The following is a 19,349-nucleotide window of genomic DNA, read 5'->3' as shown; positions in this document are numbered from 1 at the left end:
TCTCCTTCCAAGTTGTTTTATTTTTAATGATAAATTAATGCACTCGCTTTTTCGCACACTGTATAAAGCTCATCGTATTTTCTGTCGATTAAGGGAGTTACTTCTTCTGTCTTCTTACTCTTTATTTCCCGGAACACCGGATAAGAAACTACCCAGCCCAAAAATGCCGGAACCGCTAAAAGAATACTCAAAGGTACATTTCCTCCTGTCACCGCAAACACTGAACCCGCCATAAAAGCCGTTCCCATCACACCTATTACATACGCCGCCGCAGAAGCCTTTATCCCTTTTGACTGCTCCAATGCCGCAATATCGTTGGCACAAGCCTCAAACTGTCTCTGAAGTCGTGTCAGTTCAGCCTTATTACGAATCTTTCTGTCTCTCTTGAATTTCAGAATAATGGAATCCACCTTATCGATAGGCTCGCTGATTCCCTCTTCTTTCCAGCCGAAGCACGTGTAATGATCTTCATATAGATTCATCATTTTCTTCTTTACCTTCACTTCACGATACTCAAACCCAACAAAATCCTTCTTCATTTCTTCTTCACCCATAGTCATTCTCCTTTCCAATAAACTTACTTTATTCAAATTAAACAAGTTGCTTTGCATAGCCTTGTGCGCCACCGCCCCAGCTTAACAGGCCCTCACTCTTCATCCACAGCAGCTCATCCTTCATTGTCTCTTTAAAAGGACGCACCTTATAACCCAGCTCCTTCTCTGCCTTTTCATAGGAGAAATCATTGTTACGTGCCAGATTATACACGGCAAAGGAAGTCAGCTTTCCGGGCTTTCCTTTTACCTTTGCCATAAAATCCCCAACCTTACCCAATAACTTCGCCGTTTTGATAGGTATGATAGTTTTTACATTTTTACAGCCTGTGATGCCGGATAATAGGTTGAACATTTCCCTTATGGCCACTAACTGGTTCGCCATAATATAACCCTCTCCCTTTCTGCCTTTTTCGGTGCAGGCAATACAGCCCTCAGCCAAATCCCTCACATCCACGGAATTAAAATAACCTTCTATACCCGCAGGCATCTTACCGCTTACATATTCTATAATGAACGAACTTACCGGTCCGTTTGCAAAATCGTTAGGCCCGCAGATACCGCTGGGAAATACTATGGAGGCATCCAGATCGTATTTCTTTACGGCATCCAGTACGGACTGCGTTGCCTCTGCCTTCGTCTTACCATAGAATCCGATGACTTTATCCGGCGAAAAACTGCTTACCTCCGAAATGGTCCTGCCTTCCGGCAGCTCCGGAATGGCGCTGGTGGAGCTGATATACACTAACTTCCTCACATTGTTTTTCACACACATATTCAAGATGTTCCTGGTCCCGTTCACGTTGACCTGATAAACCTTCTCGCTATAACCGTCCGCCACGGTCACAATACTGGCGCTGTGAATGACAATGATATCCTTTCCCTCCTCCACATCGAAAAAAACCTTAAGGGAATCCATATCCGTTACATCGCCGTACACGATTTCTACGCCTCTGGGTATATGCTTTGCCGCCGGATCACCCTTCAGCACGAACGCCCTAACCTCTTCTCCCTTCTCCATCAGCTGCTTTGTAATATTGCTTCCTAACAGCCCCGCTGCACCTGTCACTAAGTAAATTTTCTTATTCATCTTATTTCTCCTTGTTTATAAATTTTTGTTTATCGTGTTTTCTTTGCTTTATATGTGCATTATAAGCACCTAATGTTTTGGTACTGTTTGTGTATTGTTTCTGTTTTATTAAAAGCAAACTATTTTGACCAAAATATATAGACCGCTGCAAATAATATAAACTATACTATTTGCAGCGGCCTATTCTCATACTTACTTCTTGTATTTGCTATTCTATTATTGTTTCGATTACTTTTATTTCAAGCTATTGACCGAAAGTTTCTCCTCCAGACTCAAATCAGCAGCTTACTTCCCTTTTCACAGATTTCATAAATCTCATCAAACTTTTTTTCAATCAAAGGATTCACTACCTTCGACCGCTTTTCCACCAGTCTCTTGTAAAGAAATACAGGAAGAAGCCAGCCCGTGAACGCCGGTATCGCAAGCAGGATACAGAGGATGATTCTAGGCGGCTGTGCTGTTACCGCAAATACCGCGCCCGCCATGAATGCCGTACCTATAATCCCTACCGTCAGTGCAAAAATCATCGCCAGAGTACCCTTTGACCTTTCCAGCTCCTCGATATCACTGACACAGGCCTCAAAGTTTCTTTGAAGCCTGGTCAGTTCCATTTTATTCATTATCTTCCGGTTCCTCTTCATATGCAGCGTTACCTTATTCTGGTTCGGATGATGACCGGCACGATTATTACCGTTAAGAACGTTCTCACTTCTGTTGCTATCGATTTCCCAGCCGAAGTTCTCATATCCGTCGATCAAAAAGGAGGTCTTCGATATATCCGCGGATACCTCCATATATTCATATCCCACGAATTCCTTATTCTGTTTATCCATCTCACTCACCGCTATTCTGCCTTTCCCCCATGCCGTCAACTCCCTCTGCCGCGGGCATAGTCACGGTAAAGGTACTTCCCTTCCCTTCTTCGCTGAATACGTGGATATCGCCATCCATCAGATGCAGGACCCTCTGTACCAACGCCAGTCCCAGTCCGTTTCCTTCCATGGAATGGGAAGTGTCACCCTGGTAAAATTTATCGAAAATATGGTTCATGCTTTCATGATTCATGCCGCATCCGGTATCGGATATGGATACCGTAATGCTGTCTTCTGTCGATGCCTGACAGATCGTGACCCTTCCTCCGGCATCCGTGAACTTGATGGCATTGGAAAGCAGATTGTTCCAAACAAGCTCCATAAGGTTAGCGTCGGCATTTATCATGGCTCTGTCCTCTATATCCACCTCCAGATCAATTCCCTTCTCTTCCCACAAATCCTCAAAACGTATAGCACATTCACAAAGCTGTCTGCACACGTCATAAATTTCCATTTCGGGCGCAATCCTTTGATTTTCCAGTTTGTTTAATTTCAATATGTTGCTCACCAGATCCGAAAGCCTCGTTGCGGCCTCCTCAACCGTAACCGCATATTCCGCACGCTTCTCCTCCGATAAGCTTTCTTTTTGCAGCATTTCCGCATAATTTTTAATGATGGAAATAGGTATCTTCATCTCGTGGGAAACGTTGGAAACGAAATCCGTCTTTAACGTCTCGATGCTTCCCAGCTCCTCAACCATTTTATTGAAGTCCAAAAACATGACGTCCACATAATCCAGTCTGTCAGGCCTGTGCAGCGGCTTTAAAAATACGGAGAAATCTCCTCCTGCCACTTTTTTCGTGCCATCAGCCAGAATCTTTACCGGTTTTTCATAATATCGCTTGTTATAGTAGTTGATAAGCAGCGTGAACACTGTCGCGGCAAACACCCAATAGCTGTGCATGAACATGACCCGTGAAAAGCTGATGGCCGTATAATCGATATATTCTCCTAAGATAAGAGATTGTATCGTCGTCATAACTACCAGCACCAAGAAGATTAAGATGAAAATGGAGAACCGTCCACTTTTTTTCCTTAACCGGTATTCCGCCTTTTTTGTTCCGCTCATAGCAGCACCGCCTTATATCCCAGACATCTTACCGTCACGATTTGAAAGCCGTCGCATTCCGACAGCTTATCCCGAAGCTTCGTCACATAAACATCCACCGCGCGCAGGCTCGTTTCCGTATCCACGCCCCAGAATTCGTCCATAAGCTGTGCTCTTGAAAAAGTCTTTTTCGGGTAGGATAAAAGCTTGTATATGATATTGAATTCCCTCGTGGTCAGGCTGATTTCCTCCCCGTTCACCGACGCACTGACAGCATCCGCATCCAACTCCAGATTGCCTACCTCCAGCTTTCTCTCCATCTCGATGTTAGCGCGGCGCAGAAGAGCCCTGACCCGCAGGAGAAGCTCGTCCAGCTCGATAGGTTTTACCATATAATCATCTATCCCAAGCTGAAACCCCTTTTGCTTGGAAGAAAGGTCGTCTTTCGCCGATATGAATAAAATCGGGATACTCCGATTCACCTGCCTTACCGTTCTCGCGAACTCGAAGCCATCGATTTTGGGCATCATGATATCCGAGACGATCAGTTCATACATGTTGTTATACATCTCATCATACGCCGCCTCCGGCCCCAGACAACCTTTGGCATGAAAACCACTGTCATTCAAATAGGTGCAGACGACCTTGTTCAGTTTTTCATCGTCCTCCACAACAAGTATGTTTATCATAGCAATATCCCTCTCTTTCTCACAGTCTGTAAACTTCCGTTTTCTTCTCCTTCGCCGCCATACGGATCATACGGATTCCCATGATAAGAATCATCAGACATACCACAGTCCCAGTGGCTGCGTTCATAGGCCTGATAAATTCATTATCTCCTCCAAACGAAGCAAACATGGCTGTCTGTAAGGATAGAATGGATACGAGCGCATCCGCAAAGCCAATATCCCGAATGGCCGTCAGCAGCATCTGCTTCATTCTTCCTGCCTTCACCACATTCCAGGCGGAAAGAATGATTTTATAAAAAGTATACGCCGCAACGGCAAAAATCAAAAACCCCGGATAGCTCTTCCCCTGCCCTTTCAGCACCATCAGCATCACGGTGCCTCCCAGCGCGATCGTCATCATAATAAATGAGATATCGCACTATACCTCATAACGCTCAGCACAATATAATAAGCCGCCATAGACCCGAACCAGGGAGATCTGCTGACAATTCCCACAATGCCATTAAAAATCGCAAAAACCATATTGATTCCCAATCCGGGAACGGCAAGCAGCATAGTCCGATACTTATAATCGCTGAAAACCCGATTCGTAAACGGATTCTCATAAATCGCAGGCTTTAATTTCTCCCTGATTCCGTAATTAATATCCCGTATCAGATAATAACAAGCCCCAAAGAATATAATCGCAGCAGCAGTATCGATAATGATCCTGACCGCAAAGGGAAACAGCCCATAAATCACATCTGCTAAGGACAGTATGACAAATATAATCGCCAATGTATAGCACAAAATCTTTTTACCCGAGCTTAAACTTGGTATTTTCAGCCTTTTCAATACATGCAGTACCTCCGGTACTTTTAATATTTTCAATTCTGAAAAGTCAAATTTCCTCTTTCGATTCCTTCCTCTCATTTATGGACTGCTCCTCATAAAAATGAATGTTTTTTATAACCACAATTATATCTGCCTTTTATTTAAGTATTGTTTGTAAATTGTGTCCAAACTGTGAACATTAATACCTGATAATTTCTCCTCCCTTTAATTCCTCCGTGGCTGAAACTATCACCTTACTATCTTTATTAATCGTCCCCTCCTCCAGTGCCGCGAATCTATCATTCTGATCCGTTACTTTTACGCTCACCTTTTCCGCATACAACTCTGCTCCCAGAATTCCCTCCTTTTCCTTTATCTCAAATACATAATATCTTTCCTCTTCCTTATATAAAGCTTCTACCGGAATACACAACCCATGGAGCTCCCCCTGCACGCTTACGCTCATGGTTCCGGAAGCTCCCGGACTTGCCGCTTTATCGGGCAGATTCATATATACATCATAGCTCCCCGGACTGGTATCACTTTCCTCAAGATAATCCACCGTCACTTCTAAACTGTTCTTACCTCCAAGCTTGGCCACTGCCTCATCCCCCAGATTCACATACTTTTTCTGCGCCTTTTCCAAGGTTACTTTGAATCGGCAGGGAATCGTATCATCCGTGAGCAAAAGAGCTGCCGTATCCGGTGTCCTGCCTCCCACCATAATAGGAATATCCGTAATAAATCCGCTTGTCTGAGCGGTAATCGTTCCTCCCTGCTCCATAATCTGCTTATATCCATCAAGATCTTCCTGCAAGGCTGCCAGCTCCAGCCGATTAATGGACAATGTGGAATCCGACTGTTCCGGTAAGAGGGTATCCTCCACTCCTCTTTCTTCCTGCTTTAATGCGTTGTTTCTATCTACATAGGCATCCTCTCTGGCATCCCCCGCATCGTCTGCCGTTTCCTGAAGATTTTCGGTCTGATTCTTCCAGTTCTCATAGGCATTGTCCTCATCGCTGAAATTGGGCTCCGCCACCTTATTTCTTTCGTGAACTGTAAGCTCATCCTTCAAGTTATTCAACTGCGTTTTTGCTTCTTCCAGCGCTGTCTTTTCTTCCTCAGTTTTTGTTCCTTCCGTGGATTCCATATCCGTTACGATTCTTTCCTGCACAGTGATCTTATCGAGCAATTCATATTCCTTGTTCAGCCATGCGTTATATGCATCCCACGCCTTTTGCCTATCTTCGTTGGAGGTAACACTCACAGGATTCTCCAAATGATTTTGCAGGCTGCCGTCGGCTTTGCTCTTATCCCCTTCTGCCCGCTCTACTGCCGTACCGGTTTTACTGTCCGCAGATACGTAGTCCTCTCTTGCCCTCTGTTCTTCTAATTGGCGTTTCTGCTCCTGCAGGGCTTGATTAGTCTGTAAATCGGAAATCTGGTAGTTTAATTTGGTTATTGCCGTTTCTTTTTCTTTTATTATTCTCTCCAAATCCTCAGTATCTACCTGAAACAAAGGCATTCCCTCTTCTATCCGGTCTCCCCTTTGTACAAAAATATTCTCTATCCGCAATCCCTCAATTACTGTTACCGCCTGCCTGCCGCCTTCTACTGTAATACCTTCCGCCTCCACAATATGCTCCACATACTTCTTTTCAGGCGTATCGGTCTGCACCACCGGCAGACCTGACACATAGACACTTTTGGATATAATGGTACACAACCACATAAATATTAAAAATATGGCAAAAGCAATCACTCTTTTTTTGTAAATGCCGGTTTGTAAATTTGTATCTGCCAAATTTACCGGACTTTTCTTTTCATACATATTTCATCTACCTCTATCCAAATATTCCCTACGCTTTTAACCCCGAATAAATGATGCCTTGTTCCAGATAATCCTGACCTGTCATAAATACGAATACCGACGGCAGCAGCATCAATAAGGAAGCGAAGAATGCATACCCCGCTTGGTCCCACGTAATTTCAGGCAAATAAAGCGACAACGGCCAAAGCGACTTATCCTCCAGGAAAGCCATAGGCTGTTCCATCATATTCCAATACTCCAAAAAACCTAACACCATGGCCGAAAGCATACCGCCTTTTCCCAACGGAAGACCTATTTTCCAAAAAATGTATTCTTCTCTTGCTCCGTCCATTCTTGCTGCTTCTAACAGTTCTATTGGAATTGTCCGAAAGCCTCCATAGGTAAGAAAAATAGGAAATGTATTAAAAACTGCCGGCAAAATCACTGCCATATGAGTGTCCAAAAGAGAAAAACTGTTCATCACAAGATAGCTGGACAGCATTGTTACCTGAAAAGGCAGAAGCATCAGCACGATATAAAGAGCAAAAAGCATCTTGCTGCCCTTTATCCTGTACACGGCAAATGCCCATGCAGCAGGCACTCCCACCAGCAGCTGGCCTGCTAAAATTAATGTTACCAGCTTCATCGAGTTCCAGAACAATACAAAAAACTGCGGTGTAAAAAACAGCAGTTTTGCGTAATTTGAAAAAGTCGGATAGTCGGGAATAATCTTCCATGAGATAAACCCGGTACCATTCGGAAGAACCGGCGAAAGATAATCCTTTAATTCATTACTTCCCATAACTGATCCTGTTACCAATAAAAGGATAGGAATGCATACAAAAATGCCCGGCAAAAGAAGTATCACTGTCGTCACCGCCCTTATTGCCATTCCTTTTATCCTTCGCGCCTCTCTCATACTTTTTTCACTCCTTTTTGTCCCAAAAATATTGTAACAGCATAATTACCAGGAACAGAAAGCCCCCTACACATACCGCCGCCGCTGCCATTTTATCAAATTCCATATTTACGAACCAGTTACCCAACAGATGCTGGAGCAAATAAATATCCTGTGCCGGATAGGCGCCTGCTACCAGATAGGCCTCTCTGTAAATCTTAAAGGAGTTTAAAAAGGAAAGAATTACTATCGTATAAAGGCTTCCTTTAAGATTCGGTAGAACAATATGAATAAAACACTGCAAGCCGTTGGCTCCATCTACTTCGGCAGCCTCTAAGAGCGCGTTGGGTATCCCCAGTAATCCGGCCAGCCACAAAATTACTGTGTATCCCGTATTTTTCCAGATATAACTAAATACCAATACCCAGAAAGCCGCTCCGCCTCCAATATAATCCGTATGAACCTCTCCCCAAAGCCCTGTCCATTCTCCCAGGCGGCTTAAGTATAAATTCAGGAACCCCTGCTTATAAAAAAACAGCTTCCAAACGATGACCACTGCTGCCGTAGGCATGGCGAGCGGAAACAGATATAAAGACTTTACGACTCCGGCTTCCTTTAGCCGGGAAAGGGGCACTGCGATAAGAAGCCCAATTATTGTGAGCAGCGGGATGCACACTCCCGTAAAACGTAATGTGTTTTTTACCGCCAGCAAAAATGCCCGATTACCAAAAATGGTCTTATAATTTTCAATACCGTTAAATTGGCCGGTGACCGCCGTCGTAAATGACCTTCCAAATACATCGAAAAAGGGCAGTATGACAAACAGAAGCACGCCCGACAGGCTAAATACCAGGAACCGGAGGAAAGCCCTCCGCTCCCTGACCGCCCTTTTATAGGTTCTATATTCCTTCACCGCTTCCTCCAATTAATCTCTAAGAATTATCCTCTCCGGATACGAAATCCTGTCCGGCAGCTTTATTCTGCCATGTAAATAGCCACCTTTTCCACAATGGCGCTTACCGCTTCCTCCAGACTCTTGCTTCCCTGTATGTAATTGACTCCTTCCTCACACACCGCATCCTCCAGCACACTATCCTTCACATAGGGAGTATCGGCATTAGCCATCCAGTCTCTCAGCTTTTGAAGCTGTTCTTCATCCACCCAGTAAACATCCATAGAAACCATCATCCCATCTTCGTCGGACATTGCGAGTGAACCGTATAATCCGTCTTCTTCCAGATATTCTTCATTCGGTACAAAGCTTTCCTCGAAAGCCGCTTTATTTACCGCAAGCCCTTTAAACAGAGATGACTGGTTTTCCTTTCCTAAAAGGACTTTAAGCAGCTCCTGTGCCATTTCCGTATTGGCAGAGGCCGAACTGATTCCTACGAGCGTTTTGGGAATGAACACGTTCGTACTCTGCCCGCTTAACGGAAGAAGCACACTATCCTCAAAGCCATTCACCCGATGCACGGAATTGAGTGATGCATAGCTGTAGGAATTGGATAAAGTTCCGAGTACGATGCGGGTACGTCCTCCTATGTAGCTCATTTCATCCGTCACGCCGAAATAATCCCCCTCTTCTCTGGTCGTTCCGTATTCCGTCATATAATAATCATCTACACTGTTGTATCGATCAATGTCTTTCTCCAATGCACCTTCCATCTGGGTGTCATACATTTGCTTCGCTCCCTTCAAAAATTCTGAAACAGCAACTTCCTCTAACGCTCCGCTCTCCGTTTTCCATGCAGGCGCTGAAACCATGGATAAAAGCCGTATCCATGCGCTCTCCGAATAGATATCCAACAGACCGCCATCCGGATTGTCCCTACGGAGCGCTTCCATTGCGGCAGCAAGGCTTTCCATATTATTTATCTCTGTTACATATTTCTCCTTCCCCAATACCAGTGGAAGCTGTACCTCACAAGGAATGGTATAAATCCCGCCGTTCTTCTTAAATGCGTCCACAATATTGGTAAACAACTGCGCATCCCCTGTCATGCCCTCCAGACAAAAGCTTAAATCAAGCAGCATACCTTTTTCGATATAGGAATCCACCGGCATATTATCCATTACAAATAAATCCGGACCTTCTCCCGCCATAATCCGCGTATTCAGCTTCTTTAAGGCATCTTCTCTTGTAACGGAGTTATTATCATCTATCCCAACCTCATACTCAATGAAAACATCCGGGTTATTTGTCTGATATATGGAAATTGCCTGACGCATAGTGTCACTTTCCTCTAAACTGTAAACCGTTAGATTTTCACTGGGCACGGAAGGTATCTCCGAATTGTAAACATAATGTACCAGCTTACCGCCTGAAAACAGAGTTAGAAATTCGTTATTTTCCAGCGCGACCATACCAATTAAGCCGTTGGCAGGATTGCTGAAGCTGGACAGACTTCCGTCAATGACCTGCTCTATGGCACTTCCCCCAAGTACATGCCGGTGCAGCCCTTGTTTCCCCGCCATGTACAGAACCCCTTCTTCTCCGGTGAAAAAGTAAAAGTCATATGTACCAGACCCATTTACTCCCCTTTCCGGATAATTCTCCATAATAAAATCGCTTAGAACCTCATCCTCCATATATTCTTCTTTGTCCATATCATAGATCAATATCCCATTTTCAAATGAGTTGCCGTCTATCAGCATAAGATTATCTTGAATCCTTATCATCTCAGGCCGTCCGTCCACCGTAAGAAATTTTTCACTGCTTCCATCCTCCTTCACCTCATAAATAGTGTTGCCCAGGGTGGTTACAAAAACCCTGCCGGAATCACTGACCCATATGCCATATGGATACTTCTCATCTTCCGTTAAAGAAAACTGTGCCTCCATCTGAGTTTTGTCCGGCTTTATTATCATACATACAGGATTGAGTTCAAATTCCTTATCTTCCGACTCCTGTTCTTCTTTTTCTTCTGAATCACCATCATGATAAATAACGCCGGTAGTCCCATCTTTACCTATTGCAATATCCATGATATAAGTGTCCCTGGCATCCAGTGCGCTAAACCAGTCTGCCTCTTTGGGGTTCCATGTAAGACCGTTATCTTCGGATACAATCTGTCCCATATAATAATCTGCAATGATGAGCTTTCCGTCGGACATTTTTTCGATGCTGTCCGACCGTTCGCAATATTCTGACAGATCTGTCACATTTTCTACGTACCGCCCCATCCCCGTGCTGCCTTCTCCGGTGGCTGGTGCGTCATTATCTATTACCTTCTCCTGACCGGTATTATTGCTGCTGTTCGTTTCCGCCGTACTTTGGCAGCCCGTAGCCAAAATGGTCATTGTTCCAACCAGAAACATACTCATCAGCCTTTTTATCAAAGAATTCTTTTTCATTACTATTCTCCCTATTATTCCAGCTTTTCTTATTTCACTTCATTGATGGATATATAATCCGCATAGAAATCATTTCCGTCCCAATTGCCTGTCATATCCAAAATCATGCCCGTTTTAATGTCCTCAAAAGATCCTTCTCTGCTTTCTACATTCCCTCCCCCATCTCTGATTATATTAAATTCATACTGCGCGCCGTCATTAAAATATATATTCAATATATTTTCATCTCCATCCTCAGAAACAGACGACACGGCAACCAGGCCACCATCTCCCATATCCATGGTAAATATCTGACCGACCGTTACCTTACTATCTCCAACACTTTTTACCATACCGCTTAGTTCTGCCTTCACACTTTGACTGCCGGAATTGTTTTCCGCGTTATTCTCCAGCGTTTTTGCTTCCGTATCTATATCTTTTGCTTTTGTATCTGTATCTTCTGCTTCTGTATCTTCTTTTTCAGGTATATCTTCTTCTGTATCTGCAGTAATATCTTCTGTTTTACTATCCTGCGTTCCATTATCTTCTGTTTTCACCGGCACTTCATCTTCTACGATTTCCGCTTCAAGAGGTGCAGCTTCTTCCTGCTTACCTTGGCAGCCCGCAGCCAGACAAAGCGCTGCGGCCATCAGCCCTATCATAAGAATCTTCTTTTTCATTGCTTTTTCTCCTTCTTCATTTATAATCAATCGGTATACTCATCATAACAGAGCATTCTCTAAAGTATCTCTAAGGATAAAATTATTTAGATTCAGGCTTTCCTCATATGGGAATATAAATTTTAGAGAATATTTAAAGATTTCTATGTTACTATGGTAATAGTATTTACATCCTAATTAAGAGGTCATATCAATATGAGAATTTTACTTGCCGAAGACGATACAAACTTAAACCATACACTTTCCTATCAGCTAAATGTTCAAGGTTTTATGGTAGATTCCTGTTTTGACGGGGAAGAAGCACTATTTCTGGCTAAAGAGAATATTCATGATGTCATCCTGCTTGACCGTATGCTTCCCACTATGGAAGGCACCGATATTCTGCAGGACTTGCGCAGAGAAGGCATTACCATTCCGGTAATACTAATAACCGCTCTTGGAGCGCTGTCCGACAAGGTAAAGGGATTGAATATGGGCGCGGATGATTATTTGGTCAAGCCCTTCGCCTTTGAAGAGCTTCTGGCCAGGATTTACTGCGTAACGAGACGCTCTCCTATCCTTGCTAACGATAATAAATTTATTTTGTCCGATATTACTTACTCTATTGAAGAAAATATTTTGACCGGTCCAACGGGAAACTGTTCCCTTTCCAAAAGAGAAGGCACTTTGCTGGAAGTTTTTTTACGGAATCAAGGGCAGACTCTTTCCAGAAATACGCTGTTATTAAAGGTATGGGGACCGGATAGCGATGTGGAAGACGGGAATCTGGATAATTATATCCATTTTTTACGCAGACGGCTTCTGACGATCGGAAGCAGGCTCCAAATCAAGACGATTCGGGGAATAGGCTACTGTCTGAAGGAAGGAACAGCTTATGTTTAAAAAAGTACAGTTTCGCCTGACGCTCATGTGCGGCGGCATTACAACTTTAATATTGGTGATCATGACGCTGGGCTACCTATACATATCTGAAAATAATTTAAAAGATACCCAGTTTCTTTCCTTTCGAAATAATATTAATACCGTAACTGCCAATTTAGAGCAGCAGTCTGTTATTAAGCATGAATGGCTGTCCAAATTAGAAGATAATGGTAAATATATGATTTTTTTAATGGACAACGGCATTCCCTTTTTATTTAACAGCCGTTGGGCACGTGCGGATGTGGAGGAATTGTATACAGAAGCTTTTGCCTATTATGAGAATACCTTTTCTGTAGAGCTCGTAGAGCCTGCTCTCTATCACTCCATTCATTTAGAATTTACCTTTTCATCCGCAAACGGAGAAGACTATTTCGCTTCGGTCATCACTTTGGAAAAAGGAAAAAACATACTGCAAATGCTGGTACTTTCATCTCTGGCACCAATGAAAGAGCAGCTTTTTAACCAGCGTCTTCTTTTTCTGGGGATCATTTCCTTCGTTCTCATTATTCTGTGGATACTTTCTTATGCTTTTACCAAATTACTGCTGAGACCCATAGAAGAAAACAGGAAAAATCAGGTTCAGTTTGTAGCCTCTGCCTCCCACGAACTGCGCACTCCTCTGGCAGTTATCCTCTCCTGTCTGGAAAGCTTTAAACAAGCGCCCGAAAATAAAAGGGAGACTTTTCTCAATATAATGGAATCTGAATCCCAGCGGATGTCAGCTTTAATCGAAGACATGCTTGACTTATCACGGTCCGACAACCACAGCTTTTCCATCGAAAAAGAAAGCACAGAGCTGGATACACTTCTGCTTAATTCCTACGAAGCCTTTGAACCTATGGCAAAAGAAAGAAATCTGGCTCTTACCGTTCATCTGCCGGATACCTCCCTGCCTTCTTGCCGCTGTGATAAGGCCCGCATCGAACAAGTTGCCGCAATCCTTTTGCACAATGCGGTAAGCTATACTCCCGCAGGAGGAAGCGTAAGCCTCTCTCTGCAGCAGAGAAAAAAGCATTTTCTTATTATCGTCAGCGATACAGGAATCGGTATTCCTAACGATGAGAAAGAGAAGATTTTTCATCGCTTTTATCGAAGTGAAAAATCCCGAAGCGCCAAAGGGCACTTCGGGTTAGGTCTATGTATCGCCTCTGAAATCGTTCAGGCTCATAACGGCTCTATCCGGATTACCGATACGCCGGGGGGAGGAGCTACCTTTACGGTATGCCTCCCTCTGTCTTAAATTTTCCCTATACTAAAGCTCCGCCGCCGTCTACAATAATAAACTGTCCCTGCACATAGCTGGAAGTATCACTGGAAAGATAAAGCACCGTACCGTTTAATTCCCCTTTGTTACCCGGACGCCCGGCAGGATTCATCGTATTATATTTTGTCAGGAATTCCTCTGACTTAAATAACGTTGAGCTGGTCATCTCACTTTCAAAAAGAGCCGGGCCTATGGCATTTACCGTGATTCCATATCTTGCATAGGAAGCTGCCATACCTCTTGTCAGGCCGACTACCGCTGCCTTTGATGAGTTATAGGAATGTCTGATGAATACATCAAATTTATCCGCAACGACGGCATTGACCGATGCAATATTAACGACCTTGCCATAGCCCCTTTCCTTCATTTGAGGAATCACATACTTACTTGTCAGAAATATCCCCTTTACGTTAGTATCAAAGGACTTGTCCCATTCTTCCACCGTCATGCTGTCAACACCGCCCCGCACGGCTACACCTGCATTGTTCAGTAAGATATCAATATGCCCGAAGGTCTTCAGCACAGTGTCGATTGCTGTTTTAACACTTTCCTCATCTCTCACGTCACAGCCGACTGCCGCAACCTTTCTTCCTGTCTTTTCAATTTCAGCTTTTACCTCATTGAGCTTTTCCACACGTCTTGCCAATAAAGCTACATCCGCTCCTGCCTTTGCATAAGCAAATGCAGCATCTGCTCCAAGTCCTGAGCTTGCTCCTGTTATAACTGCTACTTTCCCCGTTAAATCAAAAAAATTTTCCATCTGCATACATCCTCTCTTTCTTTTATTATAAGTTATTAAGTACCCCTAGCCGCAAAATCAAATACGCCCGGTTTCCATAAAAGCAGTACGGTCGTAACGTCCTGTCAGTAAATACGGAATAATCTCATCTGAATCCAGATTTTCTACCAGATTCAGCTTATGTACAAGCAGGCTGTTCTTCGAATAAGCGCCTCCAATGATAGTACTGATAGGCAGTTCTCCCCACGGATCATCCACGCTCGATTTTATATTCATTGAAACAGTGCCGGGCTCCCATGACTGATAATTGTATTCACATTGGTTCATGAGCAATGCCCCGCTTTTAAAGTGCGATACTCCGTTTTCATCCGGCATGCGGTCGAAATGAAAGTAAAAACCGCCTCCGAAGGTCTGCTTTCCTGCCGCAGGAAACTGATAAAGCTGAGCCGTCAGCGGGCTGTTGTATTCTCCCAGCTTCATGGTCACATCTACCAGCTGTGTTCCTCTTCTGCTGACTCCCGCATTAACCGTGTCCCCATTTCTTCGAATGACAAATTCCGCTCCCATTTTCTTTGGAATACTTCCATTATCACGTCCGCACTGGACTGCCATTTCCGCACCGGGACCTCCGAGAACAAGTCCCATCGTATAAAGGCCCAGAGATTTGCCATAGGTTGCGTAAACACCCAGAATCGCTTCATAATAGTCATCTGCAAAGGTAGGATTGTTCACATGGCAGACCGACAGGGTAACAACCGGAAGGGAAAAAGGCCTCAGCGGAGGAGGAAGTATTCTTGCAATGGCAGCCGGATCCGTAAGATAGCTGATATAAAGTCCTTCTTGATTGTCCATCAGGGATATTTTCCCGAAATTTGATATGTCAGCTGCAGGGATCTTGAAGCTTGGATTCTTGCTTTTGTCGGTAAACAGCTCTCTTCCCGCTTCATAGCCTGTACGGACAGCCGGCGCAATATTTCCGTCCTTCACGGCACTTCCCACTATCTTTACCTCTACGCCTTTTTCCTCCAGTTCAGAAACCAATGTCCTGTCCGGCCGAAATCCCAGAGAAAGTACCACCGCATCGGCAGAAAGCTTTACCTCTTCCTTATTTTGTACTGTTTCCAGTATAATGCCATCTTCACACACTTCTTTCAAGGAATGTCCAAGCATATAGGTAACTCCTGATTTCGCCAGCCGTCCGCAGACATCGGCTACATTGGTATGATTCGCATTTGGAGCCGGCTTATCGAGTACATCAATGACAGTGACCTTATTTTTCCCTTCCAGCAGGTATTCTGCTGTTTCAAGTCCAGTCAGTCCGGCTCCTACCACTGCTATATTTTTGCCGGTGAGGGCTGCTTCGCCGGATAATACGGCTTCAACCGTATATACGTTTTTACCCTCTATCCCTGGAATTTTTTCAGGTATTACCGAAACGGAGCCGGTGGCAAGAATCACTGCATCCGGCTTCTCTTTCATTACCATATCTGCCGTTGCCTCCGTACTTAGCTTTACCTCTACGCCAAGCCTTTTGAATTCGTTATTATAATATTCTGCAATCCACTGCATACGTTCCTTAAGAGGAGGCTTCTTTGCCAGATTCACGGTTCCTCCAAGCTCTCCCTGACGATCCATTAAAATTACCCTTACACCGCGAAGCGCCAATGTTTGTGCGGCACACATGCCGGCAGGTCCTGCACCTACCACCACTGCCTTATGCCCCTTCGTATCGTGAATCATGTCTCCGTATTTTTTCTCTCTTCCATAGGCGGGATTTAATGCACATTCCGGTGGAAGTCCCGCTCCGTTGTATTCATTCAGGCTTTCAAAACATCGAAGGCAGGAGATACACTTTCTAAGCTCCTCTTCTCTTCCCTCCTGTACCTTTCTTCCCCATTCAGGATCCGCATTCCATGTGCGGCCCATGGAGACAAAGTCCACTACATTTTTTTCAAGAAAATCTTCGGCAATTTCAGGATCACGGATAACAGATACGCCTATTACAGGAACCGTCACATGATTTTTCACTGCCAAAAGCAAATCCTTTCTCCACCCCTGAGGAAAGGAGATCGGTTCAACACAGGTCATTCCTGTTTCGTACAATCCGCAGCTTACATCAATGAAATCCATTCCCGCCCGTTCCAGTGCCATGGCAATTTTCACACCGTCCTGAACATGGATATACTCCTCCGTCACTCCTGTTTTATCAAGAAATTCCTCTACACTCAGACGAACTCCCACCGGGAAATCGGGCCCGCAGACCTTATGGATTCCCGTGATGATCTCCGTTACTATTCTAAGTCGGTTTTCAAAGCTTCCTCCGTATTCATCCTCTCTTTTGTTTGTATAGGGAGATAAAAACTGGTGAAGCAGATATCCGTGTGCCGCATGCATCTCCACGCCGTCACATCCGGCTTTCTGCACTCTTACTGCAGCCTGGATAAACTGCTTTATTAATTCTTTTATTTCCTCCGTGGCAAGGGCCCTCGTTTCCTGTCTGACCAATTTACATGGTATAGCCGAAGGCGCGACCACCGGCTGTCCGCCGATAAGTGCAGATACCGTTTCTCTTCCCGGATGATGCAGCTGAATAAATATTCTGCTTCCATGCTTGTGAATAGCCTCGGCCAGCCTGGAAAGCGGCTCGATGTGCTTATCCTTCGTAACGGAAAGCTGTCTCATAAGACCCGCTCCGTGCACATCATTGACTCGTGTGATTTCCGGTATGATAAGACCTGCCCCTCCAACAGCTCTCGCTTCATAGAAAGCAATCATATCCTCCGAGGGAGTTCCGTCCAGATTGGCAAGCCCGCACCCCATTGGCGACATGACCAGACGGTTCTTCATGGTTATCTTCCCGATACTTCCTGCTTCAAATATTTTATGATACATTTGCTACCTCCTTATTTACTAAGAAATACTGCAGTCTCCAGTTGTCCTAAGAATACTTGAAAGCACATTTTTTGACAACGTGTATGATAAATGATAAGAATTTGACAATTTGTTTATGATGCACTATAGTAAAGTAGTAATACAAATGTGGACATCATTGAAAAGGGGAATTTTATGACATTTACGCATTTGACAGAAAGAATCTCGAAAGAGTATCCGATCACTATTTTATCTCAGGGAGAGGACCTGAAAATACAGGATGTTGCCTTCCTTGATAATAAGCACGACACTGCTTCAAGGAATACACTTTACTTTGGTTATGATAGACAATTAAAAGACCTTGCTCTTCAACCAAACCTTTGTATATTGGCCAAAACCGGTTCCTCTTATCCACTCACTTCCTTCTCCGGATGCAATCTGCTTCTGGTAGACGAGGATAATCTGTTCACCATATTCAATGATACAAGGGCCCTGATTGAAACCACCAGCAGCAAAGGCATTTTCGAGGAACTTACAGAGCTTGCAGATAAGACCCACAGCATTGAAGCTGTTATTGACGCTGCCTCCATAAGACTCGGTAATTCCCTGATTTTCTGTGATATGAACTTTAAGATCATTGCATGTTCCACAACGGTGCCTGTTCTTGACCCTCTTTGGACGGAAAATATAACGCAGGGCTATTGCTCCTATGAATTTATAAGCGGAGTAAAGGAATTAAAATCTACTAAAAATACTTCCTTGACAACGGATGCGGTAGAAGTAACCTGTCCCCAGTCTCCTTACCGGAAGCTGACCAGCAAGGTTTTCCACAATCAGACACAGATTGGATTTCTACTGACAATCGAAGGCGAAAAACAATTTCTTCCCATACACTTTGAGATGCTTGCCACCATAAGCCGTGTGATCAGCTATACAATAGCTTATTATAGTCCCGGCTTATTCGAAGGAAATACTCTCTATAATGAGCTGTTATATGATATGCTCATCGGAACTCCCTCCAAAGAAATCATGCCAAAGCTGACCAAGCTGCATTTTCCTTCCAAAATGCAGGTTCTGTTCATCCGTCTCACCAGATATATGGGCGCACAATATTTGGATAACTTTATATGTAAAAGGTTAAGGTTCCTGATTCCCGGTACCCATGCCACTTTTCATAAAAAAGGGATCGTTGCCGTAATTCCTCTAAAAGAAGAGGAAGAAGGCGAATCTGAGTTATTGGAACTTTTAAAGGTGCTTTGTCAAAATGAACACATCCGGATAGGAATCAGCAATTCTTTCAGCAGCATCGAAAATTTTGTGACCTATTTTGAACAGGCATATACCGCCTATGAACTGGGGCAGAAGCTGCGGGCGGAAGAGACGCTGTGCCGCTATCAGGATTACCAGATATTTCATTTGTTTTCAGAGATAAAAAATCCCAATCAGTTAGGCTCTTACTGCCACCCTGCTTTATCCAGCCTCCGCTTATACGACCATAAGAACAGCTCGGAGCTTTATAAGACCCTGTGCGTTTTTATAGATAAGGGCTGTAACATCAAATTTACTTCTGAAAGTCTCTATATCCACCGGAATACCCTTGTCTACCGTCTGAACCGGATTACTGAATTATGTCAACTGGATTTCACGGATGTTAATACGGTATTCCTTCTTCGTCTATCTTTTCTCATCGACCGCTACAATGAGTTGAACACGAGCACGGAATGGAAATAGCTGAAAATGGCATATCAAAGGCTACTTGCCTTTTGATAT

Annotated in this window: 17 protein-coding genes; 3 read left to right on the top strand and 14 right to left on the bottom strand. The window is 44.0% G+C overall.

Going from position 1 to position 19,349, the window contains the following annotated elements:
• Positions 1 to 23 precede the first annotated feature (23 nt).
• The 12 genes from V6984_RS05280 to V6984_RS05225 form a co-directional block, all read right to left on the bottom strand.
• On the bottom strand, positions 24 to 554 hold the full coding sequence (locus V6984_RS05280) for a hypothetical protein (RefSeq protein ID WP_342758740.1): 531 nt from the start codon (positions 552 to 554) through the stop codon (positions 24 to 26).
• Between the two features lie 37 nt (positions 555 to 591).
• Positions 592 to 1,641, bottom strand: coding sequence for an NAD-dependent epimerase/dehydratase family protein (locus tag V6984_RS05275; protein WP_342758739.1), 1,050 nt, complete (start codon positions 1,639 to 1,641; stop codon positions 592 to 594).
• 272 nt (positions 1,642 to 1,913) lie between these two features.
• Positions 1,914 to 2,474, bottom strand: coding sequence for a hypothetical protein (locus tag V6984_RS05270; RefSeq protein ID WP_342758738.1), 561 nt, complete (start codon positions 2,472 to 2,474; stop codon positions 1,914 to 1,916).
• Position 2,475: 1 nt separating this feature from the next.
• Complete coding sequence (locus V6984_RS05265) at positions 2,476 to 3,582, bottom strand: HAMP domain-containing sensor histidine kinase (protein ID WP_342758737.1); 1,107 nt, start codon at positions 3,580 to 3,582, stop codon at positions 2,476 to 2,478.
• A complete protein-coding gene (locus V6984_RS05260; protein WP_342758736.1) occupies positions 3,579 to 4,250 on the bottom strand; it encodes a response regulator transcription factor in 672 nt (223 codons plus the stop codon). Before V6984_RS05260 ends, V6984_RS05265 begins: the two co-directional genes overlap by 4 nt.
• A gap of 19 nt (positions 4,251 to 4,269) precedes the next feature.
• Entirely contained in the window at positions 4,270 to 4,650 is a 381-nt protein-coding gene (locus V6984_RS05255; RefSeq protein ID WP_342758735.1) for a hypothetical protein, read from the bottom strand.
• Positions 4,647 to 5,162 (bottom strand): hypothetical protein, encoded by a 516-nt coding sequence (locus V6984_RS05250; RefSeq protein ID WP_342758734.1) that lies wholly within the window; start codon positions 5,160 to 5,162, stop codon positions 4,647 to 4,649. The genes V6984_RS05255 and V6984_RS05250 overlap by 4 nt, the downstream gene beginning before the upstream one ends.
• 100 nt (positions 5,163 to 5,262) lie before the next feature.
• A complete protein-coding gene (locus V6984_RS05245; RefSeq protein ID WP_342758733.1) occupies positions 5,263 to 6,894 on the bottom strand; it encodes a hypothetical protein in 1,632 nt (543 codons plus the stop codon).
• 28 nt (positions 6,895 to 6,922) lie between these two features.
• On the bottom strand, positions 6,923 to 7,792 hold the full coding sequence (locus V6984_RS05240; protein WP_342758732.1) for a carbohydrate ABC transporter permease: 870 nt from the start codon (positions 7,790 to 7,792) through the stop codon (positions 6,923 to 6,925).
• A 7-nt stretch (positions 7,793 to 7,799) separates the two neighbouring features.
• Positions 7,800 to 8,684, bottom strand: a complete 885-nt coding sequence (locus tag V6984_RS05235) for a sugar ABC transporter permease (protein ID WP_342758731.1) — start codon at positions 8,682 to 8,684, stop codon at positions 7,800 to 7,802.
• Positions 8,685 to 8,746: 62 nt separating this feature from the next.
• The gene (locus V6984_RS05230; protein WP_342758730.1) at positions 8,747 to 11,125 is read right to left on the bottom strand and encodes an ABC transporter substrate-binding protein; all 2,379 of its coding nucleotides are present in this window, start codon (positions 11,123 to 11,125) and stop codon (positions 8,747 to 8,749) included.
• Between the two features lie 29 nt (positions 11,126 to 11,154).
• Positions 11,155 to 11,784 carry a hypothetical protein gene (locus V6984_RS05225; RefSeq protein ID WP_342758729.1) on the bottom strand — a complete coding sequence of 210 codons (630 nt, stop codon included), beginning with the start codon at positions 11,782 to 11,784 and terminating at the stop codon, positions 11,155 to 11,157.
• A 195-nt stretch (positions 11,785 to 11,979) separates the two neighbouring features.
• Here V6984_RS05225 and V6984_RS05220 point away from each other — a divergent pair, with 195 nt between their 5' ends.
• Both V6984_RS05220 and V6984_RS05215 read left to right on the top strand, forming a co-directional pair.
• Positions 11,980 to 12,666, top strand: a complete 687-nt coding sequence (locus V6984_RS05220) for a response regulator transcription factor (RefSeq protein ID WP_342758728.1) — start codon at positions 11,980 to 11,982, stop codon at positions 12,664 to 12,666.
• A complete protein-coding gene (locus V6984_RS05215) occupies positions 12,659 to 13,945 on the top strand; it encodes a HAMP domain-containing sensor histidine kinase (protein WP_342758727.1) in 1,287 nt (428 codons plus the stop codon). The genes V6984_RS05220 and V6984_RS05215 overlap by 8 nt, the downstream gene beginning before the upstream one ends.
• Positions 13,946 to 13,952: 7 nt before the next feature.
• On the opposite strand, the gene V6984_RS05210 is transcribed toward V6984_RS05215, so the two are convergent.
• Entirely contained in the window at positions 13,953 to 14,729 is a 777-nt protein-coding gene (locus V6984_RS05210) for an SDR family NAD(P)-dependent oxidoreductase (protein ID WP_342758726.1), read from the bottom strand.
• 57 nt (positions 14,730 to 14,786) lie between these two features.
• Positions 14,787 to 17,600 carry an acetoacetate decarboxylase family protein gene (locus V6984_RS05205; RefSeq protein WP_342758725.1) on the bottom strand — a complete coding sequence of 938 codons (2,814 nt, stop codon included), beginning with the start codon at positions 17,598 to 17,600 and terminating at the stop codon, positions 14,787 to 14,789.
• A gap of 174 nt (positions 17,601 to 17,774) precedes the next feature.
• Here V6984_RS05205 and V6984_RS05200 point away from each other — a divergent pair, with 174 nt between their 5' ends.
• Positions 17,775 to 19,310 (top strand): PucR family transcriptional regulator, encoded by a 1,536-nt coding sequence (locus V6984_RS05200; RefSeq protein WP_342758724.1) that lies wholly within the window; start codon positions 17,775 to 17,777, stop codon positions 19,308 to 19,310.
• Positions 19,311 to 19,349: the final 39 nt, after the last annotated feature.

The organism is Kineothrix sp. IPX-CK (genome assembly GCF_039134705.1).
Classification (GTDB): domain Bacteria; phylum Bacillota; class Clostridia; order Lachnospirales; family Lachnospiraceae; genus Kineothrix; species Kineothrix sedimenti.
Note: the sequence above shows the minus strand (reverse complement) of the source record. Positions and strands in the feature narration are given on the sequence as shown.

Coding starts and splice junctions, on each gene's coding strand:
- V6984_RS05280 (WP_342758740.1), bottom strand. CDS start 554: ATGGGTGAAGAAGAAATGAAGAAGGATTTTGTTGGGTTTGAGTATCGT.
- V6984_RS05275 (WP_342758739.1), bottom strand. CDS start 1,641: ATGAATAAGAAAATTTACTTAGTGACAGGTGCAGCGGGGCTGTTAGGA.
- V6984_RS05270 (WP_342758738.1), bottom strand. CDS start 2,474: ATGGATAAACAGAATAAGGAATTCGTGGGATATGAATATATGGAGGTA.
- V6984_RS05265 (WP_342758737.1), bottom strand. CDS start 3,582: ATGAGCGGAACAAAAAAGGCGGAATACCGGTTAAGGAAAAAAAGTGGA.
- V6984_RS05260 (WP_342758736.1), bottom strand. CDS start 4,250: ATGATAAACATACTTGTTGTGGAGGACGATGAAAAACTGAACAAGGTC.
- V6984_RS05255 (WP_342758735.1), bottom strand. CDS start 4,650: ATGATGACGATCGCGCTGGGAGGCACCGTGATGCTGATGGTGCTGAAA.
- V6984_RS05250 (WP_342758734.1), bottom strand. CDS start 5,162: ATGAGAGGAAGGAATCGAAAGAGGAAATTTGACTTTTCAGAATTGAAA.
- V6984_RS05245 (WP_342758733.1), bottom strand. CDS start 6,894: ATGTATGAAAAGAAAAGTCCGGTAAATTTGGCAGATACAAATTTACAA.
- V6984_RS05240 (WP_342758732.1), bottom strand. CDS start 7,792: ATGAGAGAGGCGCGAAGGATAAAAGGAATGGCAATAAGGGCGGTGACG.
- V6984_RS05230 (WP_342758730.1), bottom strand. CDS start 11,125: ATGAAAAAGAATTCTTTGATAAAAAGGCTGATGAGTATGTTTCTGGTT.
- V6984_RS05225 (WP_342758729.1), bottom strand. CDS start 11,784: ATGAAAAAGAAGATTCTTATGATAGGGCTGATGGCCGCAGCGCTTTGT.
- V6984_RS05220 (WP_342758728.1), top strand. CDS start 11,980: ATGAGAATTTTACTTGCCGAAGACGATACAAACTTAAACCATACACTT.
- V6984_RS05215 (WP_342758727.1), top strand. CDS start 12,659: ATGTTTAAAAAAGTACAGTTTCGCCTGACGCTCATGTGCGGCGGCATT.
- V6984_RS05210 (WP_342758726.1), bottom strand. CDS start 14,729: ATGGAAAATTTTTTTGATTTAACGGGGAAAGTAGCAGTTATAACAGGA.
- V6984_RS05205 (WP_342758725.1), bottom strand. CDS start 17,600: ATGTATCATAAAATATTTGAAGCAGGAAGTATCGGGAAGATAACCATG.
- V6984_RS05200 (WP_342758724.1), top strand. CDS start 17,775: ATGACATTTACGCATTTGACAGAAAGAATCTCGAAAGAGTATCCGATC.